Here is a 25,769-nt window from a genome sequence, read left to right on the forward strand (position 1 = left end):
TATGGATTATTCGAAAACGGCAAAAATAGGATTAGCAACCTTGGCAATGATGAGTACTACCGCAATCCATGCAGCACAGAATCAACATGAAATCACCGTAAAGCAGGAAACCACCTCGGTGAAGTTAATCTCTGACGTCGTTTATTCTCAGGTATCGATGCGTGGCTACCCTAACGTCGCATTAAAAATGGATATCCTTCAGCCTGAAGCGAAAACCGCGCTTCCGGTCGTATTATTCATTACCGGCGGCGGCTTCATTAACGCCAATAAAGATAATTATCTGCAACAGCGCCTTAGCATTGCCGAAGCGGGCTATGTGGTTGCCAGTATGGAATACCGTGTCGCACCTACCGTCCTTTTCCCCGCGCCGCTGGATGATGTAAAATCCGCTATTCGCTATCTGCGCGCTAATGCGAAAAAATTTGGTATCGACGGCCAGCATGCTGCGGTTTTCGGTGCCTCTGCTGGGGGCTATCTGGCCGCCTTTGCTGGGACGACAAATGGCTCAAAAGCCTACGATAAAGGCGATAACCTCGACCAAAGCAGTGATGTCCAGGCCGTCATTGATTTCTATGGTTTATCCGACCTGACGCTTGTCGGTGAAGGTTTCCCTGACGATGTCGTTCAGAAACACGCATCGCCTTCTGCAACAGAAGCGATCTGGGTCAACGGCACCGCAGTATTTAATGAAGGGGGCGCGATTACCCGCTATCCCGATAAAGCAGCAGCGGCTAACCCGATTAACTTTATCAGCGGCACCACACCTCCGTTCCTGATTATGCATGGCACAAACGATACCTCGGTTTCTCCACGCCAGACCGAAAGACTGCACCAGGCTCTGACGGCGAAAAATATCGAATCCACCTACTACAGCGTTAAAGGTGCCGAGCACGGCGGGCCGCATTGGCTACAGCCTGAAATCATGAAAATTACCGTGGGCTTTCTTGATAAACACCTAAAACCTTAATACCCGTTTACGGTTTTTAGTATATCCACCCATTATTTTGTTAAGAAAACGTTAGTGCCAAATATGCACTAACGTTTTTTATTTGTTACGAAAAAAGTCATTATCCATTTCACCCCCATTTATTACTCACATAAAAAATAGATAATCTGACACACATCAATTATTCGTTTTTATCACAAAAATAAAAACAGAAATTTGCATCCATATAATAGAAACATAATTTCTTAAACGAACGAGAAAAATAACAATGCATTTATAACAAATCGACATTTGTTATATACGGATCTACAAAAAAACAAACGTGACCAACCGCACACTTAACCGTTAATCCCCATGCTCCAATAAAACCACAATAACAACGTGGCCTACTGATCATTTTCATCGTAATAACGGAACGTTATTCCCTATTAGCGCCACACTGCGAAATATTAACGCTATTGCTGGATTAATCATATCTAGCGTTCGCGCGGCTATCACCCCAATGTGAAGATTTATAATATGGAAGAATTATCTCGCCGTCGTTTTATTGCTTATATGGGGGGAACGATTGCCATTAGTGGGCATATCGGTCTCGCACAAGCGCAAAATGAACCTGAAAAAACGCAGGGTAAATTAGCGGTTAAATATGGCTTATTGCATAACGAAATGCGCTGTATTGGCTGCAAAGCCTGTATCAAGGCCTGTAAAGAGACCAATAACGTGCCCGATGGCGTAACCCGGCTGGATATACTGCAAACCGTCGATATTCCTGCCGTCGAGAAGACGCGCGCCATTAAGCAATTTTTCCGTAAATCCTGTCAGCATTGTGAAAACCCGCCCTGCGTTGCGGTCTGCCCAACAGGAGCCTCCTTTAAAGACGCGCTCACCGGTATCGTCGACGTCAACGATAAGCGCTGCGTGGGCTGCCGCTACTGCATTGCCGCGTGTCCTTACCATGTGCGTTTCATCAACCCAGTCACGAAGACGGCAGACAAATGTAACTTTTGTCGGGAAACCAATCTGGCCGCCGGAAAGCAACCCGCCTGCGTCGAAATCTGCCCCACCAAAGCCTTGGTATTTGGCGATCTCAACGATCCTGAAAGCAACATTGCCAAGATGATCGCGAGCAACGCGACCTACCGCTCCAAGGTCTATTTGGGCACAGAACCCCAGCTCTACCGTATGCCGGGGAAACGAGGAGCAATCGACAATGCATAATGCCTTCACGTTCGACACGCTGGTATGGGATTGGCCCATCGCCGTTTATCTTCTTCTGGTCGGCATTTCAGCGGGAATGGTGTCGCTCTCAATGCTCCTCAGGCATTACGTTCCCAGCGAATATCGCGGCAGCAATCGCATCATCAAAGCCACGGCCATCGTAGCACCACTCGCCGTGATCCTCGGGCTGGTGATTCTGATTTTTCACCTGACCCGACCGCTGACCTTTTGGTATTTGATGGTCTTTTACAACCCGACCTCAATCATGTCGCTGGGTGTGATGCTGTTTCAGGTGTACTTCGTCGTGATGCTGTTATGGATCATCACGCTTTATCATGACGGATGGCTGACGCAGCTTGAGACCGTCTGGCACCGGCCCGCGCTGGCTGCGCGAGCGCGTAAGTTAACGGCGATGATCGTCAAAAGGGCTGCGGTGATTGAAAACCTGCTGCTGGTACTGGCGATCCTGCTCGGCTGCTATACCGGCTTTCTGCTATCCGCGCTGAAATCGTTCCCGCTGTTGAATAATCCCGTTCTGCCCGTCCTGTTTCTGGTATCCGGCACCACCTCAGGCATTGCTGTCATGCTGCTGGCCAGTGCGTGGGGGAGCTCGAGCTCGGGGCATTCACGCTCTCTGCACTTCATCCACCGCGTAGAAACACCTGTGGTGTATGCCGAACTGTTCCTGCTGTTTGCGTTCTTTATCGGGCTGCTGCTTGGCGGCGGGCAAAAGGTTGTCGCCGCGCAGACCGCGCTCTCGGGCTTCTGGGGCGGCGTATTCTGGATTGGCATTATCGGCATCGGCATTGTGATCCCATTCATTGCCAATCAGGTGCGCAAGCCTTCCGCCCATTCCGGCAAAGGCCAGCTGATTACGTTAGCCGCCATGAGCCTGTTCGGCGTGTTCCTGCTACGACTGTTCGTGCTTTATGCCGGACAAATGACGGTGGCCTGAATGAACACGTCATGGGTCTTATTCTGGATTGCTTCGGCCACCTTTTTCATGCAATCCCTGGATACCACCATGGTGTATGTCGCCATCCCTGCGATTGCGCAGTCGCTGCACCAGCCGGTGTTGCATATGGAAGCGATTGTGATCGCCTACATTGTCACGGTCGTCGCGTTTACGCCGGCCAATAGCTGGCTGGCGGAACGGCTAGGGGAACGGAAAACCTACCAGATCGCGATTGCCATTTTCACGCTCGGTTCGCTGCTGTGCATGACGGCAACCACACTCGGCAGCTTAAGCGTTTTCCGCTTTATTCAGGGCATCGGCGGTGCGCTCATGCTGCCCATCATCAGAACCGTGATATTGCGCACCACACCGCAGGAGCTGAAATTACGCTTCCTGAATCGGGTAACCTTATTGGGATTACTCGGCACCCTGATCGGCCCCGTTTTCGGCAATATTCTGGTTAGCTTTCTCTCGTGGCAGGCTATTTTCCTCGTTAATATTCCGCTGGCTTTACTCTGCTTTTTTCTGGCAACCCGATATATTCCTGTTGCTACCATAAAAGAGACAGCCCGCACGGGTGCCTATGAAGTTGCCTTTCCCATTTTGATGTTATTTCTCGTGGCCTTCATGTTAACCACCGCCACGAAAAATATATTGCCAACGTTCGTCATGCTATTCCTGTCTTGCAGCACGCTGGGCTTGGTATTTATTTACTATCGGCAGCACCTCATCGCAGAGACGGCATTATTCCCTCGCGCCCTGTTCGGCATCAGAACCTTTTCTGTCGGCGTTATTGGCGGCGTCGCAACGCGCACATTACTGGCATCAATTCCTGTCGTATTGTCGTTAATGCTGCAAACGACGCTGGCCTGTAAACCCGTGGAAACCAGCCTGATTCTGCTGCTCTTTTCCAGCGGTGCACTGCTGTCAAAACTGGTGTTCGAACCGCTGGTAAAGCGTATTGGCTACCGTCGACTGCTGATGCTGACAACCAGCGTAACGTCGCTGTGTATCCTCGCGCTGAGCGTTGCCGTGCAAGAGAAATCGATGCCGCTTATCGGCATCATCGCCATGCTGTTAGGCGTGCTGATCTCGACCTTATATTCAGCAGAAAGCACGCTGGCCTTTAGCAACCTGAATAACAGTACGTATCACAGCGGTAATAATCTGCTAACCATTAGCCAATTACTTTCCGTCATGCTCAGTATGACGCTGACGTTTCCGGTATTACGTTTTCTTTCTCAGTTTGAAATCCTCTTCAACCTTAATCACTTCAGCCTGTTGTTTTTATTACTCGGCATTGGCTTACCCCTTTGCTGCCTGATATTCAAGCCCCTCAATAACGATGACGGCCATCACTTTATTCATGGGAGATAGCGTTATTTATGGGAGATAAATTGGTTACTCACCGTATTCATTCAAAAACTACTGGAACTATTGATATGAAAATCTGCTCAGGAATCCTTCCACTCTGCCTGTTATTCGCAATGGGAAGCGCGGTTGCGCAAGAGGGAAATTTTAAAGCTGGCACCTATTCCGCCGCGAGACAGGGTATCGGCGGGGACGTCACCGTTACGCTCGATATCGATGCGCAGGGGAAAGTCCTCAAATCGACGATTGATGCCCCGGAAGAAACGCCGGAAGTCGGCGGGGAAGCCGCCATCGAACTCGCGAAAACCATGACCGAAAAGCAAAGCATTCAGGTTGATGGCGTGTCCGGCGCCACGATGACCAGCGGAGCGGTGAAAGAAGCGGCGGAAGACGCGTACTCACAGGCTAAGGCGAATTAATCCCGTTGGTTCTCCACACGCAGCACGACTGCATTGTAAGAATACGAATGACATTAAGGAAAACATCATGAAACGCTTCAGAAAAAGTGTACTCGCGACGTTCTGTCTCTCGATGATGAGCTGGTCTACCGCGCAGGCGGCAGACGCGGTGAAACCGGAAATCCCAAAAAGCGCGGATATCGTTATTATCGGCGCGGGTGCGGCGGGCACGTCGGCAACGATGGCCGCCGCAGAGAAAGGGGCGAAAATCGTCTTACTGGAAAAACAACCGATTGTCGGCGGCACGGGTAACTTTGCCGAAGGTATCTTCGCCGCCAACAGCAGCCTGCAGAAACGTCAGGGGATCGTCGTCACGCCCGATATGGCCTTTAAGACCATCATGGATTACAGCCACTGGATGGCTAACCCCTTCGTGGTGCGCGCTTTCGTCAACCGCTCGGCGGACACGATTGAATGGGTGAAATCGAAAGGCATCAAGTTTGAATACATCGGCCCCGGCGGCCCTGGTGGCATGCTGACCTGGCATGTGATCGACGGCCCCGGCCACGGACGCCACCTGATCAAGACATTCCACGAGCAGTTTAAAGGCATGGATGTCACCACGCTGGTGAAAACGGCGGGCAAAGATCTGGTCGTGAAAGATGGCAAGGTGACGGGCGTTATCGCACAAGATAGCGACGGCAACACCGTCCAGATAGACACCAAGGCCGTCATCATCGCGACCGGCGGCTATGCCAACAATAAAGAGATGCTGCAAAAATACGCCGCCTTCCCTGACACCATCATGGTCGGCAACGTCGGTAAAGACGGCGACGGAATTAATATGGCCTGGAAAGCGGGTGCCAAACCGGACGGTCTGGGCCTGCTGCAAGCCTATCGTCCCGGCCTGCCAGACTACGCCCCGAACTCTCACCTGCTGGCCGCCGCGCGTCAGCCCTATCTGTGGGTTGACCAACACGGCCGCCGCTTTACCGATGAATCCAACGTCATCATCTGGCCACACTCCGGCAACGCGTTGTCAAAAGCAGGCGGCATCATGTACTCCATTTTCGATGAAACCTCCCGTAAGCATTACGTCGAAGACGGTATCGATGTGCCGATTGGTGAATGGGTGATCGCCAATACCAAGTTGACGAAATTTGATAGCGAATTTACGAAGGAAAGTCAGAAAAATCGCGGCTTCGTCTTCAAATCCGCCACCATCGACGGGCTGGCGAAAGAGATGGGCGTTGATGCGGGCGTGCTGAAGCATACGCTGGAAGAAAACAACAAGTTTGCGACGCAAAAGCGGGACGACGTGTTTAACAAAAACATGGATTACCTACGTCCGGTCAAAACCGGTCCATTCTATGCAGTGAGAATGCAGCCTGCCGCGCTGGGCACACTGGGCGGCGTGAAGATTGACGAGAAAATGCAGGCAATCGATAAATCCGGCGAGGTTATTCCGGGCCTGTACGTCACGGGTAATGATGCTGCCGGCATGTACGGTGACACCTATGACCTGCTGTTAGGCGGCGGCACGTTTGGCTTTGCGCTCAACTCCGGCCGTATCGCGGCAGAAAGCGCCCTCGATTATATGAAGTTCAGCAAGAAATAAGCGCCAGCACTTAAACCTGATGCCGATCGTTTGAGCATTGAGAGATACGGGGCGACCACCGGGGAAGCATCCCTGTGGTTCCCCTATCCAGCTTTACGAAACGTCAGGTTAAAACGGCATTCATCGGGCATCCCTTCCGGCACGCTGCCGCTTTTCAACGGCAGAATGCCGTGAAAATAGAGCCGCGACTTACCGCCCCAGACCACCACATCGCCATGCGTCAGCGCAACACGCTGCGCTTTATCACTACGCGCCATGCCGCCAAACAGGAACGTCGCGCTGAGCCCCAGCGAGACGGACACGATTGGCTGATGAAAATCCCGTTCGTTTTTATCCTGATGCAGAGACATGCGCGTGCCGACGTCATAGCAGTTGATCAGACAGGCATCCGGTTCAAAATCAGCAAAACCCGCTTCGCTCGCCGCCTGCTTCGCCAGCCGGGAAAAAACTTCTGGCATGGCGGGCCACGCCTCTCCGCTCAGCGGATCCTGTGCGGTATAGCGATAGCCACGTTCATCCGTCACCCAACCGAGCGGCCCGCAGTTGCTCATCGCCACCGACATCACAAAGCCGCCCGGCGTCACCATATTCCGCAGCGGCGCACGCGCGGTGACGGCTTTCAGTGCCGCAAGCAACGCCGGAGCATCGTCATAGGCGCGACCACGCAGGACGAGTGCGCCTGGAGCCAGCGTTTCCGTCCAGCGACGCGGTGCTTCATCGGCAAATAAATCAAAATTCACGATGACGATTCCCCTTGTGGATCCGTAGCCAATTCTTTCTCCACTAATTCTTTCTCCAACAGGGCGCGTTTACGCACAACGCCCCAGCGATAGCCAGATAGTGCGCCGTCATGCCGAACCACGCGATGACAGGGAATCGCGACCGCCAGTCGGTTCGCCGCACAGGCCCCCGCGACAGCGCGCACGGCGGCCGGCGATCCAATGCGCTCAGCGACGTCACGATAGCTCAGCGTTTCTCCAGCCGGAATCGCCCGTAGCGCCTGCCAGACTCGCTGCTGGAATGCCGTACCGCGAATATCCAGCGGCAGCGTCAGCCCAATTGCAGGATCGTCAACAAACCCGACAACCTGCGCCATGCGTTGTTCAAACGCCGCATCGCCGCCGATCAGCTGTGCGTTAGCAAACATCTCCTGAAGCGAGTTGAGCAGAGAGTCAGGATCGTCCCCCAGCAGGATCGCGCAGATCCCTTTCTCGCTTTCCGCCACCAGCACCTCGCCGAGTGAACAGCGACCAACGGCAAAGCGGATCGTCATCCCTTTCCCCCGATTCTGAAACGCCGTCGGCGTCATCCCCAAATGTGCGCCCGCTTCGGCATAAAAGCGCCCGCTGGCATCATAGCCCGCTGCGGCAATCGCAGCGGTCACCGTGCCGCTATCAGCCAACTGTTCACGCAGCTGCCGATGGCGATGGGCGCTGGCATACTGTTTGGGCGTCAGACCAGTTATGGCTTTGAACACGCGATGAAAATGGAATGCGCTTATCCCCACGGCCTGAGCCAGCACTGCCAGCGTCAGCTGATGCTCCGACAGCTCAATCATCCGGCACGCGCGGGCAATCTGCTGCGCTTGCTGCTCCTGCCGCGAAAGTGTTCCCTGACGGCAGCGTTTACACGGGCGGAAACCCGCTGCCTGCGCCTCGTCGGCCGTCGCGAAAAACACCACATTTTCACGCCGCGGCTGGCGTGATGCACAGGAGGGCGTACAGTAAATCCCCGTGGTTTTCACCGCATAGATAAAGCAGCCATCAGCCGCTTGATTGCGCGTCACCACCGCCTGCCAGCGCGAGTCGGCATCCTGAAACGGCGTATCACTCAGCATCGTATCGTTACGCATTTGTACACCTCACTCCAATCTCGGCATTACTGCCAATCTTACTATTACTGAAAGTCATGCCATGCGCTAACGCTAAACCGAAGCGACCTTGTGCACACGTCCCACTCTTGCTTTTTCATTCGGATCGCCCCGATGTTGATATTTCCACCGACACCATCGGTTACTTTTTGAACAAACCTGTGATGCAAATAAATGGTACACGGTGAGACTCAGTTTTTTTCTCTGCAATCAGGGGGCGATATGAGCGGCAGTAAAGTTCACTGGAATGGCGGGTTGCATGACGATGCGGTGCAGATTATGTCACGCGGCGGGGGAATCATCGTTTCGCCCACCAAAGTGGGTTACATCATCATGGCTTCAGATAAGGCTGGGCTGGAACGAAAATTTGATGCCAAACAGCGCAACCGAAGCAAGCCGGGCGTCGTACTGTGTGGATCCATCGCGCAGTTAAAAGCGCTGGCGCAGCTAAACCCAGAAATCGAGCAGTTATATCAACGCCATTGGGATGCCGACGTACTGCTGGGCTGCATCCTTCCCTGGCACGACAGCGCATTAGTGCGTATCCCCAAAGACGGCTCGAAAGCGCTGATGATGGACGATCGCAAAACCAGCTGTTTCGTGATTAAGTTCGGTACACCGAGCGAAATCCTCACGCAGGAGCTGTGGGAAAAGTACGGCAAATTAACCTTTGCCAGTTCAGCCAATCCATCAGGCAAAGGAAACCGAGGCGAGGTAGAAGGTATCGGTGAACGGATCAGTGCCTTTGCCGATCTGATTATCGAAGCCGACGATTACGTGAAATCTATCCAGCCGAATAAGTCCCATGACACACGCTATGAGCAAGGCGTGATGGTGTCGATGGTGGATACAGACGGTCAGTTGATACCGGAACAGAAAGGAAGACGGAGCGTATATCCGTGCCCAGCGCTGATACGCAAGGGGCTGGATGTGGACAAGGTGATGTCGCTACTGTCTGATACCTTCACCACCTGGGACTATCGGCACGGCGAGTATTATTAACGCGTAACAGCGGCATAACCTGCCGCTGAAATATCCGTCCTGACAGATCCTACGACAGTGTGTAATCCCCCTCGCCACGTCTTGCTTTTTCATCCGAATAGCCCTTTCCACATGGCGCGCCATGCGGCAATCTCCTATGCTCGTTTTCTGCCCTTTGCATTCTCATCACGGAAGCCGTTTATGCCATCCCATCCGCCGTTGGATTTCACGCAGCAGGCCAAAACCCATCTCAGCGCCATCAATGCGCGCTGGGCCAGCCTGATCGAACAGATTGGCGACTGTCGCCATCAGACCGCGCCACATCGGGAACCCTATGAGGCGCTGATGCGTGCCGTTGCCTATCAGCAGCTAACGACGCGTGCCGGAGATGCGATGGTCGCAAAACTCCTGCGGGTACATGGCGATGTCTTTCCCACCCCGGAACAGATACTGGCCTGCTCCACCGACACGCTACGGCAGTGCGGTTTTTCCGCCCGCAAAGCGGATACGCTGCACGGCATCGCACAGGGTGCGCTGAGCGGCCTCGTGCCCAGTCTCGAACAGGCCGCAGAGAGGGATGACGACACGCTTATTCAGCAGTTGACGTCGCTCAAGGGGATCGGACGCTGGACGGTCGAAATGTTTTTGATTTATTCGCTGGAACGCACCGACATCATGCCGCTCGACGATCTCGGTATTCGGCAGGGGTTACGCTACGTTTATGATTTGCAGGACATGCCGAAACCGCGCGATTTGCAGGCACTGAGCCTGCACTGTCAGCCTTATCGCACGGTGGCATCCTGGTATTTATGGCGAGCGCTTGAACTACCGGCGTATCAGAGCTTTAAGCTGACACACCGGTAACGCGCAGCATTACCGCAGGCGAGAACTGGTCGATACCTGCTGAACATGACGACGGCGATTCATAATACGCTCCCGCAGCGTATCGTAGGCCCAGTTATACACCACGGTGTACGGCAGGAAGAACAGGAAGAAGCCGATCTCTACCATCAGCGCCTGCCACAGCGTGACGTTCAGCATCCACGCCGCCAGCGGCAAACCAATCAGGATAAAGCCGCCTTCAAACCCCAGGGCGTGAGCGATACGAATCGGCAGCCGACGCTTAACACGGTCCGCAGGCCACAGGCGATCGAATATCGAGTTGTAGATCATGTTCCAGATCATCGCGACGCTGGACAGCATGATGGCCAGTGCCCCCATATCGAAGAGCGGCTTATTCAGCAGCCAGGCGCCCGCTGGCGCACAGATCGACAACGCGATCAGTTCAAAGCCCACCGCATGGTATACACGTTCACGTAAGGTTTTGCTGGTTTTGTTCTGCATAACACATTCACTTTTATTTATTGCACGTTGCTGGTCAATTTTCGCCATGACCATGGATGGCATCGTATTACGGCCTTATTTTCATCGCATAAGGTGGTAGAGTACAGTTAGATTCCATCGATAAAAACGATAGAGGTACGATGCGATATTCACCGGAATCCCTGCTGGCTTTTGTTACTACCGTTGATGCGGGCTCGTTTTCCGCCGCCGCACGGCGCTTGCATAAAAGTCAGTCCACCATCAGCGCGGCCATCGCCAATCTGGAAGCCGATCTGGGGCTGACGTTATTTGATCGATCCGGTCACCAGCCGGTGCTCACGCTGGCGGGCAGAAAAGTGCTTTCCCACGTACAGGCGATCTTATCCGCCAGCGAAGAGCTGGATGGGCTGGCGATCCGTCTGGCCGACCATATTGAACCCCGTCTGACGTTTGTGCTGTCCGATATCTGGCAAGCGCCTCACTACGAACTCGTGCTTCAACGTTTCGCCCAGCATTTTCCTGATATTGAGTTTGAATGCCTGATTGCGGAAGGTGATGACGTGATCGATCTGCTGCAAATGAACCGTGCGCATGTCGGGCTAGTGCGCGCCCAGACAGATTACCCGCCCGATATTGCCGCCGCGCGTTTGCAGATTAAGACCGACATGGCCATCTTCGTGTCGGCAGCGCATCCGCTGACAACGGAAAAAACCGTGACGCGCAGCCAGCTAGCGACCGTCCGCCAGCTCTATCTCAATACCTATAAACGCAGCGATCGGCTGCAACCGGAAGGGATCGTCTGGTCTGCGCCGTCCTACCTGATGCTACTGGAAATGGCACAGCAGGGGCACGGCTGGAGCATTCTGCCACGCTGGCTGGTGGCGCAATACGACCAACAGAAACTGGTGGAGCTGCCTGTGGCAGGCTGGCCGCAGTGGATTGACGTGGACGTTGTCTGGTCCAAGCCCCATCCACCTGGCCCAGCAGGCCTGTGGATGATCGATAATCTCCTTGCCCAACAAGAAACTACGCCGCCATAACTCCGTCACTGGATTGGCAACATTACATCTGTCATCACATCGGCCACCGCACCGTGGCTTTTGTGATCGGTCTGTTTTTTTCATGACGCGATAAAAAGCCAATAACGGTTTCTTTATATCGCCAACGAATAACATTAAAGATGAAGTGGTTATTATTTTTAATCTCACCGTTTACTTTACTTAATTAAGCCAATTAAAAGAGGAATATTTTCACGTTAAATCGCGTGCCGTTTCCCGTGGCGTCCGCACACAGGAAACCTATGCCGCGCAACCGTTCCATGCGTCTGCTACAGGGAAAAAAATAACACGCACATCATTATTATTGTGATGTACCAAAGTGGTACTTCCCGACAAAAAACCATACTATTATGGTGATTACTACTTTTGTATTCGAGACATCCCTGTAGTGCTGCGGTAATACGCCTTAATAATAAGATTCTGAATCCTATAAGGTGAAAATTTACTAATTGATGCAATTGCAAGTGAGAAAAAAATGTCGAATAAACCCTTCTATTATCAAGATCCGTTTCCACTCAGTAAAGATGACACCGAATATCGCCTGCTGAGCAGCGACTTTGTCTCTGTCGCACAGTTTGAAGGTCAGGATATCCTGAAGATCGAGCCAGCTGCGTTGACCCTTCTGGCCCAGCAAGCCTTCCACGATGCCTCTTTCATGCTCCGCCCCGCTCACCAGCAACAAGTTGCCGATATTCTTAGCGATCCGGAAGCCAGCGAAAACGATAAATACGTTGCCCTGCAATTCCTACGCAACTCCGAAATTTCCGCCAAGGGTATTCTGCCGACCTGTCAGGATACCGGTACGGCGATCATCGTCGGTAAAAAAGGCCAGAACGTCTGGACTGGCGGTAATGATGCCGAAGCGCTGTCTCAGGGCGTGTACAACACATTCGTTGAAGACAACCTGCGCTACTCGCAGAACGCCGCGCTGGATATGTACAAAGAGGTTAACACCGGCACCAACCTGCCCGCACAGATTGACCTCTACAGTACCGAAGGCGAAGACTATAAATTCCTGTTCGTCACCAAAGGCGGCGGTTCTGCCAACAAGACTTATCTGTATCAGGAAACCAAAGCGCTGCTGACGCCGGGTAAACTGAAAAGCTTCCTGATCGAGAAAATGCGCTCGCTGGGCACCGCGGCCTGTCCGCCGTACCACATCGCGTTTGTGATTGGCGGTACCTCGGCAGAAACCACGCTGAAAACCGTTAAGCTGGCGTCGACCAAGTACTACGACGAACTGCCGACCGAAGGCAACGAGCACGGTCAGGCATTCCGCGATGTTGCGCTGGAACAGGAAATTCTGGAAGCCGCGCGCGATCTGGGTCTGGGCGCGCAGTTCGGCGGTAAATATTTTGCGCACGACGTGCGGATTATCCGTCTGCCGCGCCACGGCGCATCTTGCCCAGTCGGTATGGGCGTGTCCTGTTCCGCTGACCGTAACATCAAAGGCAAGATCAACCGTAAGGGCGTCTGGCTGGAGCAGTTAGAGCAGAATCCGGGCAAATACATTCCTGAACATCTGCGTGAAACGGGCGAAGGCGATGCGGTTAAAATCGATCTGAACCGTCCGATGGCCGAGATCCTGAAAACGCTGTCGCAGTATCCGGTATCCACCCGTCTTTCCCTGACCGGTACCATCATCGTGGGACGTGACATTGCTCACGCCAAGCTGAAAGAACGTCTGGATAACGGCGAAGGCTTGCCGCAGTACATCAAAGATCACCCGATTTACTACGCAGGCCCGGCAAAAACGCCAGAAGGCTACCCGTCCGGCTCGTTAGGCCCAACGACCGCTGGTCGTATGGATTCCTACGTCGATTTATTGCAGGCCAACGGCGGCAGCATGATCATGCTGGCAAAAGGCAACCGCAGCCAGCAGGTAACCGACGCGTGCCATAAACACGGCGGCTTCTACCTCGGCAGCATCGGCGGCCCGGCAGCGATTCTGGCGCAGAACAGCATCAAGAGCCTAACCTGCGTGGAATACCCGGAGCTGGGAATGGAAGCCATCTGGAAAATCGAAGTCGAAGATTTCCCAGCTTTTATTCTGGTCGATGATAAAGGCAACGATTTCTTCCAGGTGATTCAGAGCGCCAAGTGCGTGAAATGCGGTTAACTCACTCCAACCGTGATTAGAGGTTAGCAGCTAACGTCAGCCGAGCGGGAGTAACGGATAGATCGTAAAGTCGCTGTAAACACGTCCATGTGCGCTCGGCTTGCGCCATCCATGGCGCAAACGCTTTACTCTTCTATTCCGTTACTCCCGTTTTCGTTCGGTAAATAGGTTTGTCTACGGTCTACAGCGCCCCAATTTTCGGGGCGTTTTTTATTTGATGCCCAACCGCTTCGCCAGACGGTGCAGGTTGCCGCTGTCCATTTCCAGTTCTCTGGAGCAGGATGACCAGTTGCCCTCATGGCGTGCCAGCGTTTGTTGGATGATCCGACGCTGATAATCGTCCGTTGCCTCCCGCAGGCCGCCGTTGATGAAATACGCGGGTGCGGTGTCGATAGCGCCCGACGCGCCTGCGGCGGTATGAACAGGCTCGGAGGGAAGTTCAAGATTGAAATGCTCAGGGCCTAACAGTACTTCGCCCGATTCCTGCCCTGCTCTCGCCAACACGGTGGCACGATAAATAGCGTGTTCCAGCTCGCGCACATTCCCCGGCCAGTCGTATTGTTCCAGTAGCGCACCCGCGTCTGCCGTCAGCGCCAGCCGTGCCAGCCCCAGTTGCACGCGGCTGCGCTCGCAGAAGAATCCCGCCAACAACGCCACATCCTGACTGCGCTCACGCAGCGGGGGTACAGACAGCGGGAACACGCTCAGACGGTGGAACAAATCGGCACGGAAAGCGCCATCCAGCACCGCCTGCCGCAGATCGCGGTTAGTCGCCGCCAGCACGCGCACGTTCACTTTCAGGCTGCTGTCATCCCCCACGCGCTGGAGATCGCCATACTGCAATACCCGCAGCAGCTTCGCCTGTAGCGTCAGCGACAGTTCGCCAATCTCATCCAGAAACAGCGTGCCGTTATCCGCCATTTCAAACTTGCCGGTTCGATGGTGGATCGCACCGGTAAACGCCCCCTTCACATGACCAAACAGCTCACTCTCCGCGACCGACTCCGGCAGTGCGGCGCAGTTCAGGTACACCAGAGGATGACTTGCGCGGCTGGAACCACGATGGATTGCACGCGCCACCAGCTCTTTACCAACGCCGGTTTCCCCCATGATCAGCACGTTCAGATCGGAGCCCGCGACAATATCGACTTCTTTCTTCAAGCGCTGCATCGGTTCCGACAGTCCAACCATTTCTTCGACGCTTTCCGCCGCCGGACTTTCAGCACGGACCGGCGCGGGCAACTGCCGCTCAAGACGCTCCATCAGCAGCGCGTTACTTAGCGCTGCTGCCGCCATCGCCCCCACCAGCCGCAGTTCTTCATCGCTAAAATGGTCGAACTGACAGGGATCCATACCGTCCACGGTCAGTGCCCCAATCAGGTTTTGATTGGCAAACAGCGGCAGGCCGACGCAGGCGTGCACCTTAAGATCTTCCTGACTAGGGATCAGCCCGTCATAGGGATCGGGAAGCTGGCTATCCGCCGGAAAGCGCACCACGTCACCCGCGCGGGCAATCGCCTCCAGACGGGGATGATCGGACAGGCGAAAGCGTCGCCCCAGTACATCCGGTGCCAGACCGTCGATCGCCAACGGGCGGAACAGCTGATTCTCGTAACGCAACAGCGCCGAGGCATCACAGCGCAGCAGCTGGCGCAGGCTGTTGATTAAGCGCTGGAAACGATCCTGATTCGATAGCCCCATTTGCAGTTCGATAGCGATACGGGCAAGGGCGTTAATAGAGAGCGTCATGGTGTGTCCTAATGACAGAACCTGTGTCATTAAGACAATAGATAAAGTATGTCATTTTGACAATCAGTATTTATTAAAACGTTATGAATCAATAAGTTAAAAACTGGCACGCTTCCTGCAATCTCTACAGCATATTCCCGTATACGACTATTGAGGTTTCAGAACATGACGATTCACGTAAAGAACAATATCCACTGGGTTGGACAACGCGACTGGGAAGTCCGTGATTTTCACGGCACCGAATACAAGACGCTGCAAGGCAGCAGCTACAACAGCTACCTGATCCGTGAAGAAAAAACTGTGCTGATCGATACCGTCGATCACAAATTCAGCCGTGAGTTTGTGCAAAACCTGATGGCGGAAGTGGATCTGAACACGATTGACTACATCGTGATCAACCACGCCGAGGAGGATCACGCTGGGGCGCTGACTGAGCTGATGGCGCGTATTCCCAACACGCCGATTTACTGCACCCACAATGCGATCGATTCCATTACCGGTCACCATCATCACCCTGAGTGGAATTTCCACACGGTCAAAACCGGCGACACACTGGATATCGGCAATGGTAAGCAGCTGATCTTTATCGAAACGCCGATGCTGCACTGGCCGGACAGTATGATGACCTACATGACCGAGGACGCCGTGCTGTTCAGTAACGATGCGTTCGGCCAGCACTACTGCGATGAGCACCTGTTCAATGATGAAGTGGATCAGACTGAACTGTTCGAGCAGTGCCAACGCTATTTCGCCAATATTCTGACGCCATTCAGCCGCCTGGTGACCGCCAAGATCCACGAAGTGCTGGGCTTTAACCTGCCGCTGTCGATGGTTGCAACCTCGCACGGCGTGGTATGGCGCGACGATCCTGCCCAGATCATTCACCTGTATCTGAAGTGGGCAGACAGCTATCAGGAAGATCGCATCACGCTGTTTTACGACACCATGTCCAATAACACCCGCATGATGGCCGACGCAATTGCGCAAGGTATCAACGATGTCGATCCCGGCGTAGCGGTAAAAATTTATAACGTCGCCCGTCACGACAAGAACGAGATCCTGACACAGGTCTTCCGCTCGAAAGGCGTGTTAGTCGGCTCATCCACCATGAATAACGTGATGATGCCGAAGGTCGCCGCCATGCTGGAAGAGATCACCGGTCTGCGTTTCCAAAACAAGAAAGCCTCGGCGTTCGGCAGCTACGGCTGGAACGGCGGCGCGGTAGACCGCGTTCAAACCCGTCTGATGGACGCTGGTTTCGAAACCACGCTGGCGCTGAAAACCAAATGGCGTCCTGACGGTTCCGCGCTGGAAATTTGTCGCGAACACGGCCGTGAAATCGCGCGTCAGTGGGCACTGCATCCTCTGGATAATACGCCTGCCCGTCGCGTCATCTCGCCCGTAAAACAGACCGCTGCGGCACCGCAAACCACCATCGCCCCGCAGAATGTGAGCGCCCCAGCCGAGAGCGCCTGCGGATGCAATGAAGTCGCTGCGCCACAGGCAACCGCACAGCCAGCGGCACAGTCAGAAAACGGCTGTATGCAGTGCAGCGTCTGCCAGTGGATCTACGATCCGGCGCTCGGTGAGCCGATGCAGGATGTCACCCCTGGCACCATGTGGTCGGACGTACCAGACAGCTTCCTCTGCCCGGAATGTGGGTTGGGCAAAGACGTTTTCAATCCGATTCGCTAAGGAGAGGATGATGAAAGATATCGTGATTATTGGCGCGGGCTTTGCCGCCCGCCAGCTCATCCGGCAGCTACGCAAGCTGGATGCACACTGCCCTATCCGCCTGATTACTGCCGACAGCGGCGATGAGTACAACAAGCCGGATCTGAGCCATGTGATGAGCCTGCAACAGCACGCCGACGATCTGACCAAGATGTCGGCAACCGCGTTTGCCGAAGAAAACCGCATTGCGCTGCTGGCCAATACGCGCGTCACCGCCATTGACCGCCATGCGCAACAGGTCGTCTGTGGCGCGGACCGCTATGATTACCACAAGCTGGTGTTCGCGACCGGTGCCAGCGCGATGGTGCCGCCGATTCCGGGGCGCGAACATATGCTGACGCTCAATAGTCAGCAGGAATATCGTACCCACGAAAGTCGGCTCTGGCAGGCCGAACGCGTACTGGTGCTCGGTGCCGGACTCATTGGTACCGAACTGACGATGGATTTGGGTCGTGCCGGAAAACAAGTCACGCTGGTTGACTGCGCCAGTAGCATTCTACCCGCGTTGATGCCGCCTGAAGTCAGCGCGCGCCTACAGTTCACGCTAACGCAGCAGAGCGTTTCGCTGTTGCTGAACACGACCCTGCAACAGTTGGAGAAAACCGAAACCGGCGTACAGGCCACATTTACCGATGGTCGATCTATCGAAGTAGACGAAATCCTCTCCGCTATCGGCTTGCAGGCCAACACGCAACTGGCAAAAGCAGCGGGGTTAACGGTGCAGAAAGGTATCCAGACCAATGCGCAGTTACAGACCACCGATCCACTGATTTATGCGTTGGGCGACTGCGCAGAGATTGGCGGTAAACTCCTGCCCTTCCTTCAGCCGATTCAGCTCAGCGCGATTACGCTGGCGAAAAACCTGCTGGGGGCCAACGAGATGCTAACGCTGCCGCCGATGCTGGTTAAAATCAAGACGCCGCTATTTCCCTTACAGATGGCAGGCGATACCACCAGCGGTGATTTGCACTGGCAGCAGGAATGGAACGAACAGGGGATGGTGGCGAAAGCGCTGGATAGTCAGCAGGTGCTACGCGCCTTTGTGGTCGGTGGTGAGCGGATGAAAGAAGCATTTCCACTGCTGCGACAGCTTTCCACGGTGAGTTAAACTACGGCCTGAGACAGCAAAATAAATAATGCATTTAAAATACATATTTTCTGGTCAGCCTGCGTGCGGATTAATAGAATACGGCTATCGCTTTTAGAATTTACAGACCGAGGTAACAATGCAAGATCTCATTTGTTATAAGAAGATGCCGCAGTGGAACAGCCAGACGCTGCCTGCCGCGTTTCAGGAAAAGCACAACACGCAGGAAGGCACCTGGGCAAAACTGACCGTGTTGAAAGGGGAAATGACCTTCTCCATGCTGACCGAAGACGGCGAGACGCTGGAGACGTTCCACTTCTCCGAGCAGAACCAGCCGCCGTTTGTTGAGCCACAGGCGTGGCACCGCATCGTCTCGTTTTCTGACGATCTCGAATGTCAGCTCAGCTTTTTCTGCTCCGCGGAAGATTTTTACCATAAGAAATACGGTCTGACGCGTACCCATTCCGAAGTGATCAACGCCGTGCAGCACATCAAACCGGGCAAAACGCTGGATTTAGGCTGCGGCGGTGGGCGTAACTCACTGTACCTGAACCTGCGCGGGTTTGACGTCACGGCCTGTGATAAGCACGAGCAAAGCATTGATTCGCTGAATAACATCATCAAGAGCGAAGCGCTGGAAAACATCCGGGCGGGCGTTTACAACATCAACCTGGCGGAAATCAAAGAGCAGTACGATTTTATCCTGTCGACCGTCGTGCTGATGTTTTTGGAACGCGATCGTATTCCGCACATCATCAGCAATATGCAGGACAGCACCGTTAACGGTGGCTATAACCTGATTATCGCCGCGATGTCGACGGAAGATTGTCCGTGCCCGATGCCTTTCTCGTTCACCTTTAAAGAAAACGAGCTGAAGAACTATTACGCCGATTGGGAGATCCTCAAATACAACGAGGATATGGGCGAGCTACACAAGACCGATGCGCAGGGTAACCGCATCAAGCTGCGCTTCGCCACGCTGCTGGCAAGAAAGCCGTAAGCACCGGTTAGCCGTTAAAAAACCTAACGCCATAAAATACAAAAGGGCCGATTACTCGGCCCTTCTTATTTCTCTATGCGCTGCGTGAATCAGCTGGCTTTGCGCTCTGCCGCAATACGGTAAGCCACCAGATCTTCAATCGTCAGCACCGGCATATCGTGCTGTTTGGCAAACGTGATCACTTCCGGCGCGTGCGCCATTGAACCATCATCGTTCGTCAGTTCACACAGAACACCAGACGGCTTCAGGCCCGCCAGCGTCATCAGGTCAACCGTCGCTTCAGTGTGACCACCGCGCGTTAACACGCCACCCGGTTGGGCGCGCAGCGGAAATACGTGACCAGGGCGATTCAGATCGCTCGGCTTGGCGTTATCAGCAATCGCGGCACGAATGGTGGTCAGGCGGTCGGCAGCAGAAACGCCCGTCGTCACGCCTTCGGCGGCTTCGATCGTCACGGTGAATGCCGTTTGGTAATGGCTGGAGTTCTTCTCCACCATCATCGGCAATTCCAGCTGCTGGCGACGCTCTTCAGTCAGGCACAGGCACACAATGCCACTGCCGTGACGAATCGTCAGCGCCATTTGTTCAACGGTCATATTTTCAGCGGAAAAGATCATGTCACCTTCGTTTTCACGATCTTCATCATCCAACACCAGCACGCCGCGGCCATGACGCAATGCATCAAGTGCGCGTTCTACGCGTTCGGTAGGATTGCCAAATTCAGAAAGTAATGTCTGATTCATGGTAAAAAACCTCAATGTTATTATGGATTACCAGAATCAGGGCGAGCTTGAGGAGTAACCACTACTACTGGTTGCATAGTAATAGTTAACAAAAATAACGCGAGCGGGCATATAGCCCGACAGATACCGTTACTCTCTCCCATCCGGACTTTAACCGTCGGCCCCGGAATTACACCGGATCTGCTGACCCCACGCTGCAAAATCGATAATTAAATCGGAGAAAACAGCGAGAGCGCTCGCGGGCTTCCAGTATGTGTACTGGTTTACCGCCGGTGGGGAATTACACCCCGCCCTGAGAATAAGCGGGTTTACTATAACGCTAATACCTCGATAGGGCAATTGATCCGCCACAGGAAATAGGGCAAAACGTATGCTGGATTACAGTAAAACTATTCTGAATTACAGTAAAACCATGCTGAATATGTGCAAAGCAGATGTCAGATTTCATTTATACCCATTACACTTGCTATAGTAATAACTTACATAACCTAATCAGGAAAGCGACATGATTGACCCAAAGAAGATTGAGCAAATCGCCCGTCAAGTGCATGAATCTATGCCAAAAGGTATCCGGGAATTGGGTGATGATGTGGAGAAAAAGATTCGTCAGGTCTTGCAGGCACAGCTGACCCGATTGGATTTGGTGAACCGTGAAGAGTTCGATATTCAGACGCAGGTTCTGCTCCGCACGCGCGAGAAGATTGCCCGTCTGGAACAGCGTATGACCGAGCTGGAAGCGAAACTGTCTGCGGAAGAAAAGCCTGCCGCAGCGCCGGAAAACGACTAATCCCCCCGTCATCATCGCGATGCAGCGCCCTCATCAGGGCGTTGCTCAATTCCCTATCCCGCCTACCCGAAACCCAGATTTCACGTCACGGAATTCAGAATAAACGACTCAGTGGGAAATCAGTTCGACCTGCTTACGCGGCAGGAACAGCCACAGCACAGCCAGCATGATTAACGCATACAGCGATTTCCAGCCGATCATCAGCAACAGCGCACAGCAGAGCAGGCCCCCGATTGCAGCCATCACGCGCGCCCGCCCTTTCAGCAAACGCCATCCGGCCAGCATACACAGCAGATAAATCAACACAAAGATGCCGTTCGCATACACAATCAGCATATCCAGCGGCAGCCTGAGCCAGTAAATCAACAGGCAACACACCAGGCAGCAGGCCACTACAACTGACAGCGCATTCACCGGTGCCTGCCCTGGAGACAGCTTCGCTAATGCGCTTCCTTTCGATGCCTGCGACCAGACTAAACGGGCAAATCCCTGCGTGTAGATATTCACGCTGGCAAAGCAAGCCAGATACCCGACAAAGCAGGCAATCCACAGCGCGTGTTCGCCAAACAGCTGCACGACAATACCCGGCAGTGAGGCGGTTGCGGCAATCCCTTCACCGTAAGCCTTAAAATGCAGCACGGCCACCGTACATCCCCAATAAACCGCCCCCGCGACCAGCATGCCGATCAGTAAAGCCCGTGGAAAATCACGTTCCGGTGCCCGAAATTCCGTCGCCATATGGGCAAAAGCCTCAAGGCCAACGAAGCACCAGAACATCACAGCCAGCGCGCCGAAGGTGTTAGACCATGACAGCTCACTCACCGACGGCCAGGGAATATGCGCGGGCGTGATATCACCCTGCCACCAGATTGCGGCAACCAACCCCACCACCAGCATCGCAATGACGATCTGAATGTTGGCGCTGGATCCCGCACTGCGCAAGCCAAGCAGCCAGATACCGCCTAGCGTCAGCAGCTGTACGCAGAGCAGCCCCAGATCGCTCCAGCCAAATGCCGCCTGCCAGAATCCGGCGGCAATCTGCAAGGCAGCAGGCAGCCCCAGCGGAATAACGGACAGGAATAGCCAGCCGGTCACCCGTGCCATACGCGGCCCAAAAGCGAGGTTAACAAAGTGCGCGGCCCCGCCCGCATTAGGAAAACGTTGCCCCAGCGCGGCAAAGCCAATGGCGATAGGAAAAACAAGCAGGATCAAGATCGGCCACGCCCATAGGCTGTCTTGCTGTGCCAGTTGTGCGACCAGCGCGGGAACCGCAAACACCCCAGTCCCCAGCAGAGAAGTAGACAGCAACCCCACGCCCTGAATCAGCCCAAGCTCTTGTTTTAATCCTTTTGCTTCACTCACAGCATTTCACCCTTTTCTTGCCTTTCTACACCACGCCACGATCGAAGAATAAAAAAAGCCTCCCTTAACGGAGGCTTCTTTCTCACCCACTGCATTCACACACGTTATGCTTTCACGCGTTGGCTTTCAGCACATCGCGAATGCGGGCTTTGTAGGATTCAACCTTCTGCGGCGTCATCATACGACGTTCATCATCCTGCACCACACCGCCAACATCGTCAGCAATGCGCTGTGCAGACTGTAACATCAGTTTAAAGTTTTGGCTGGCATCGCCATAAGACGGCACCATCATGAAAATGGACACGCCGGGCGTCGAGAACTCGGACATGGCATCGACATTAAACGAACCGGGCTTAACCATATTGGCCAGACTGAACAACACCGGCCCTGCGCCAGCAGGATTCACATGGCGATGGAAAATGTTCATTTCACCAAACTGGAAACCGGCCTGAAGCAGGCTTTGCAGCAGCAGTTCGCCGCCAATGACACCGCCCTGATGCGCCACAACGTGCAACACCAGAACCGCTTCTTTTGCCGCTGCGGGTTCAACTGGCTCAACAGGTTGCTGAGGCTGTGCAGGCGCGGGCTGAACTTTTTCATGCAGAGAATGTGCAACAGGCTGCTGTGGAGCCGATGCTGGTGCATCATACGCAAACGACTCACGCGGAGCGTTACCGCTCGGTTCAGAAATCGGGGTTTCTCTAGGTGCGACAACCTGCGGGTGAGTATCGCCACGTACCTGCGCACGTGGAGAATCTACCGGCGTAGCTTCATCCAGCAGAGGATCGTAAGAAGACACGGGAGACAAATGCTCGAACGGCGATTTCGCCTCTGAACGAACGTCTTCACGTGCACTGTTGTTATTAAGTGAAGGGTTATTAAATGGAGGATTATCAAATGACGCGTTATCAAATGATGAGTTATCAAGTGAAGCGCTGCCAAATGAAGGCTCACTCTGCTGCGGGCGGGCACCCTTCACGCGAACTTCGCCAACGCCTTCATCCAGATCGTCAAGCGGCGTTTCATCACGCGCTTTCTTTACACGTTTAGCTGGGCGGTCACGAAAAAGGGACGAGCGTTCTTTACGGCTAGTCCACAAGCCGTGCAGTAAAAGCGCTATTATAGCGATCGCGCCAACAACGATTAATATCAGACGCAAGTCCTGCATCATTGCTATCCCAATTGTTCCAACAAAACATTGCCACCACGGCAAATACCTATACTACTAACTCTATTTGCCTGAGTACACAAGTGCAAGCCTGCACGGTACTTTATGACAATAAAGATAGATACAACGCACTTTTTTGCTGTTTTTTCATCCAAATGCGGGCTAGTCAGCATAAGATCATCCCGATATGATGCCTCAACAAACAAATGACTGAGTCTATCGGCACCATGTTTCCAGAAAAATCATCATCCTCCGAAAAATCGCCTTACAGCAATACCACTGGCCAGATTCGTAGCGGCATACACTATTTTCTTGCCGGATGGCGCCTGATCTCACTGCCGGGCATCCGGCGTTTCGTTATTCTGCCCTTACTGATGAACATCATACTGATGGGCGGGGCTTTCTGGTGGCTTTTCACCCAGTTGAACGACTGGATTCCGCAGATCATGAGCCATATTCCGAGCTGGCTGCAATGGCTCAGCTACCTCATTTGGCCACTTGCCGTGCTCTCCATTTTGCTGGTATTCAGCTACCTATTTAGCACGATCGCCAATTTTATCGCCGCACCGTTTAACGGCTTATTGGCGGAGCAGTTGGAAGCAAAACTCACCGGCCAGACGCTGCCGGACAGCGGCATACTCGGCATCGCCAAAGATGTCCCACGCATCATGAAGCGCGAAATCCAAAAACTGGCGTATTACCTGCCACGCGCGATTGTGCTACTGCTGCTCTATTTCATTCCCGGCATTGGACAAACTGTCGCGCCGGTACTGTGGTTCCTGTTCAGTGCGTGGATGCTGGCGATTCAATACTGCGATTATCCTTTTGATAACCACAAAGTGGGCTTTGCCACGATGCGTCAGGCATTACGTCGCCATAAAGTCGCCAATATGCAGTTTGGCGCTCTGGTCAGCCTGTTTACGCTGGTGCCTTTTTTGAATCTGGTCATCATGCCCGTTGCAGTATGCGGCGCAACGCAGCTGTGGGTGGATCGCTATCGCTCTCTATCAGCAACCCTGCCGAAAAAAGCGCCATAAAAAGACAGCAAGCACTGGCTGATAACGGCCAGTGCTTTCTATTGTAATGAAAAGATATTTCTTAAGAACATAACGATATAGCAATTCTTTACTTCACTGAAAAGTGTGAACGAGTATTCTCTCTACGTTCGCAAAAATTTCATACAGTTATAAGGACAGGCTATGAGCAAGATCTACGAAGACAATTCTTTCACAATCGGCCATACGCCGCTGGTTCGCCTGAACCGTATCGGCAACGGACGCATTCTGGCTAAAGTGGAATCCCGCAACCCCAGCTTCAGCGTAAAATGCCGTATCGGCTCCAACCTGATTTGGGATGCAGAAAAACGCGGCGTTCTCAAACCAGGTGTTGAGTTGGTTGAACCGACCAGCGGAAACACAGGGATTGCCCTGGCCTATGTCGCCGCAGCTCGCGGTTACAAACTCACGCTCACCATGCCGGAAACCATGAGCATCGAGCGTCGTAAGCTGCTGAAAGCGCTGGGTGCTAACCTGGTGCTGACAGAAGGCGCGAAAGGCATGAAAGGTGCCATCGCCAAGGCAGAAGAGATTGTTGCCAGCGATCCGCAGCGTTATCTGCTGCTACAGCAGTTCAGCAACCCTGCTAACCCGGAAATTCACGAGAAAACCACCGGCCCAGAAATCTGGGAAGATACCGATGGTCAGGTTGATGTCTTTATCTCTGGCGTCGGTACTGGCGGTACGCTGACCGGTGTCAGCCGCTACATCAAGAACACCAAAGGCAAAGCCATCACCAGCGTGGCGGTTGAACCTACCGATTCACCCGTCATCACTCAGGCGCTGGCAGGCGAAGAGTTGAAGCCAGGCCCGCACAAGATTCAGGGCATCGGCGCGGGTTTCATTCCGGGTAACCTGGATCTGAAACTGATTGACCGCGTAGAGAAAGTGACGAACGAAGAAGCGATCAGCACCGCGCGCCGTTTGATGGAAGAAGAAGGCATTCTGGCGGGTATTTCTTCCGGTGCCGCCGTTGCCGCAGCGCTGAACTTGCTCAAAGAAAAAGAATTTGAAGATAAAACTATCGTCGTTATTCTGCCTTCTTCCGGCGAACGCTACCTCAGCACAGCACTCTTTGCCGACCTGTTCACCGAGCAGGAACTGCAACAATAACCTCCCGGTCACACTCGAACAACAAGTGACCAATGTGTTAAAAAAGCACCTATTTAGGTGCTTTTTTGTGGCACAGTTCAAACTTTCCACCACATGTGGATTGCTTTTCTACAT

Annotated in this window: 23 protein-coding genes and 1 riboswitch; of the genes, 16 read left to right on the forward strand and 7 right to left on the reverse strand. The window is 53.6% G+C overall.

From position 1 onward, the window contains the following. Position 1 precedes the first annotated feature (1 nt). The 6 genes from MYB54_RS17440 to MYB54_RS17465 all read left to right on the forward strand — a co-directional run bounded on the left by MYB54_RS17440 (position 2) and on the right by MYB54_RS17465 (position 6,506). Complete coding sequence (locus MYB54_RS17440) at positions 2-967, forward strand: alpha/beta hydrolase (RefSeq protein ID WP_248721121.1); 966 nt, start codon at positions 2-4, stop codon at positions 965-967. 498 nt (positions 968-1,465) lie between these two features. Further along, a complete protein-coding gene (locus MYB54_RS17445) occupies positions 1,466-2,164 on the forward strand; it encodes a 4Fe-4S dicluster domain-containing protein (protein ID WP_010285933.1) in 699 nt (232 codons plus the stop codon). Beyond that, a complete protein-coding gene (gene nrfD, locus MYB54_RS17450) occupies positions 2,157-3,119 on the forward strand; it encodes a cytochrome c nitrite reductase subunit NrfD (RefSeq protein WP_248721122.1) in 963 nt (320 codons plus the stop codon). Before MYB54_RS17445 ends, nrfD begins: the two co-directional genes overlap by 8 nt. Further along, positions 3,120-4,496 carry an MFS transporter gene (locus tag MYB54_RS17455; protein ID WP_248721123.1) on the forward strand — a complete coding sequence of 459 codons (1,377 nt, stop codon included), beginning with the start codon at positions 3,120-3,122 and terminating at the stop codon, positions 4,494-4,496. Positions 4,497-4,561: 65 nt separating this feature from the next. Further along, entirely contained in the window at positions 4,562-4,909 is a 348-nt protein-coding gene (locus MYB54_RS17460) for an FMN-binding protein (protein ID WP_014914303.1), read from the forward strand. Positions 4,910-4,976: 67 nt separating this feature from the next. Beyond that, positions 4,977-6,506: an FAD-dependent oxidoreductase gene (locus MYB54_RS17465; RefSeq protein ID WP_248721124.1), complete on the forward strand. Its 1,530-nt coding sequence runs from the start codon at positions 4,977-4,979 to the stop codon at positions 6,504-6,506. Positions 6,507-6,589: 83 nt separating this feature from the next. Here the strand turns inward: MYB54_RS17465 and alkB are convergent, their stop codons facing one another. Together alkB and ada are read right to left on the reverse strand one after the other, a co-directional pair. Continuing rightward, positions 6,590-7,246 carry a DNA oxidative demethylase AlkB gene (alkB, locus tag MYB54_RS17470; RefSeq protein WP_248721125.1) on the reverse strand — a complete coding sequence of 219 codons (657 nt, stop codon included), beginning with the start codon at positions 7,244-7,246 and terminating at the stop codon, positions 6,590-6,592. Next, entirely contained in the window at positions 7,243-8,358 is a 1,116-nt protein-coding gene (ada, locus tag MYB54_RS17475; protein WP_248721126.1) for a bifunctional DNA-binding transcriptional regulator/O6-methylguanine-DNA methyltransferase Ada, read from the reverse strand. Before ada ends, alkB begins: the two co-directional genes overlap by 4 nt. Before the next feature lie 240 nt (positions 8,359-8,598). On the opposite strand from ada, the gene MYB54_RS17480 reads away from it, so the two are divergent. After that, a complete protein-coding gene (locus MYB54_RS17480) occupies positions 8,599-9,378 on the forward strand; it encodes an L-threonylcarbamoyladenylate synthase (RefSeq protein WP_014914299.1) in 780 nt (259 codons plus the stop codon). Between the two features lie 180 nt (positions 9,379-9,558). Beyond that, positions 9,559-10,221 carry a DNA-3-methyladenine glycosylase family protein gene (locus MYB54_RS17485; RefSeq protein WP_039461960.1) on the forward strand — a complete coding sequence of 221 codons (663 nt, stop codon included), beginning with the start codon at positions 9,559-9,561 and terminating at the stop codon, positions 10,219-10,221. 9 nt (positions 10,222-10,230) lie between these two features. Here MYB54_RS17485 and MYB54_RS17490 read toward each other — a convergent pair whose 3' ends face one another. Beyond that, on the reverse strand, positions 10,231-10,701 hold the full coding sequence (locus MYB54_RS17490) for a multidrug/biocide efflux PACE transporter (protein WP_248721127.1): 471 nt from the start codon (positions 10,699-10,701) through the stop codon (positions 10,231-10,233). Between the two features lie 140 nt (positions 10,702-10,841). Between MYB54_RS17490 and MYB54_RS17495 the strand changes: the two genes are divergently transcribed. Further along, on the forward strand, positions 10,842-11,720 hold the full coding sequence (locus tag MYB54_RS17495) for a LysR family transcriptional regulator (protein WP_039272720.1): 879 nt from the start codon (positions 10,842-10,844) through the stop codon (positions 11,718-11,720). Between the two features lie 493 nt (positions 11,721-12,213). Continuing rightward, positions 12,214-13,857, forward strand: coding sequence for a class I fumarate hydratase FumA (gene fumA, locus MYB54_RS17500; protein ID WP_039272718.1), 1,644 nt, complete (start codon positions 12,214-12,216; stop codon positions 13,855-13,857). A 210-nt stretch (positions 13,858-14,067) separates the two neighbouring features. On the opposite strand, the gene norR is transcribed toward fumA, so the two are convergent. Beyond that, a complete protein-coding gene (gene norR, locus MYB54_RS17505) occupies positions 14,068-15,606 on the reverse strand; it encodes a nitric oxide reductase transcriptional regulator NorR (RefSeq protein ID WP_248721128.1) in 1,539 nt (512 codons plus the stop codon). Between the two features lie 165 nt (positions 15,607-15,771). Here norR and norV point away from each other — a divergent pair, with 165 nt between their 5' ends. The 3 genes from norV to tehB all read left to right on the forward strand — a co-directional run bounded on the left by norV (position 15,772) and on the right by tehB (position 19,427). After that, on the forward strand, positions 15,772-17,301 hold the full coding sequence (gene norV, locus MYB54_RS17510; protein ID WP_248721129.1) for an anaerobic nitric oxide reductase flavorubredoxin: 1,530 nt from the start codon (positions 15,772-15,774) through the stop codon (positions 17,299-17,301). 10 nt (positions 17,302-17,311) lie between these two features. Next, positions 17,312-18,448, forward strand: a complete 1,137-nt coding sequence (gene norW / locus MYB54_RS17515) for an NADH:flavorubredoxin reductase NorW (protein WP_248721984.1) — start codon at positions 17,312-17,314, stop codon at positions 18,446-18,448. A 118-nt stretch (positions 18,449-18,566) separates the two neighbouring features. Then, positions 18,567-19,427, forward strand: a complete 861-nt coding sequence (gene tehB, locus MYB54_RS17520; RefSeq protein WP_014914289.1) for an SAM-dependent methyltransferase TehB — start codon at positions 18,567-18,569, stop codon at positions 19,425-19,427. Between the two features lie 89 nt (positions 19,428-19,516). Here the strand turns inward: tehB and ribB are convergent, their stop codons facing one another. Further along, positions 19,517-20,170, reverse strand: a complete 654-nt coding sequence (ribB, locus tag MYB54_RS17525; RefSeq protein ID WP_010284392.1) for a 3,4-dihydroxy-2-butanone-4-phosphate synthase — start codon at positions 20,168-20,170, stop codon at positions 19,517-19,519. Between the two features lie 127 nt (positions 20,171-20,297). Further along, positions 20,298-20,474, reverse strand: a riboswitch (FMN riboswitch). 201 nt (positions 20,475-20,675) lie between these two features. Between ribB and ubiK the strand changes: the two genes are divergently transcribed. Continuing rightward, positions 20,676-20,957 (forward strand): ubiquinone biosynthesis accessory factor UbiK, encoded by a 282-nt coding sequence (gene ubiK, locus MYB54_RS17530; RefSeq protein WP_010284391.1) that lies wholly within the window; start codon positions 20,676-20,678, stop codon positions 20,955-20,957. Positions 20,958-21,065: 108 nt separating this feature from the next. Here the strand turns inward: ubiK and yjeH are convergent, their stop codons facing one another. Together yjeH and zipA are read right to left on the reverse strand one after the other, a co-directional pair. Beyond that, positions 21,066-22,319, reverse strand: coding sequence for an L-methionine/branched-chain amino acid transporter (gene yjeH, locus MYB54_RS17535; RefSeq protein ID WP_014914287.1), 1,254 nt, complete (start codon positions 22,317-22,319; stop codon positions 21,066-21,068). A gap of 112 nt (positions 22,320-22,431) precedes the next feature. Next, positions 22,432-23,490, reverse strand: coding sequence for a cell division protein ZipA (zipA, locus tag MYB54_RS17540; protein ID WP_187290685.1), 1,059 nt, complete (start codon positions 23,488-23,490; stop codon positions 22,432-22,434). Between the two features lie 203 nt (positions 23,491-23,693). Here zipA and cysZ point away from each other — a divergent pair, with 203 nt between their 5' ends. Next, positions 23,694-24,524, forward strand: a complete 831-nt coding sequence (gene cysZ, locus MYB54_RS17545; RefSeq protein WP_014914285.1) for a sulfate transporter CysZ — start codon at positions 23,694-23,696, stop codon at positions 24,522-24,524. A gap of 162 nt (positions 24,525-24,686) precedes the next feature. Further along, positions 24,687-25,655 (forward strand): cysteine synthase A, encoded by a 969-nt coding sequence (gene cysK, locus MYB54_RS17550; protein ID WP_010284383.1) that lies wholly within the window; start codon positions 24,687-24,689, stop codon positions 25,653-25,655. The last annotated feature ends 114 nt before the right edge of the window (positions 25,656-25,769 follow it).

Source organism: Pectobacterium nicotianae (assembly GCF_023272715.1).
Lineage (GTDB): Bacteria > Pseudomonadota > Gammaproteobacteria > Enterobacterales > Enterobacteriaceae > Pectobacterium > Pectobacterium brasiliense.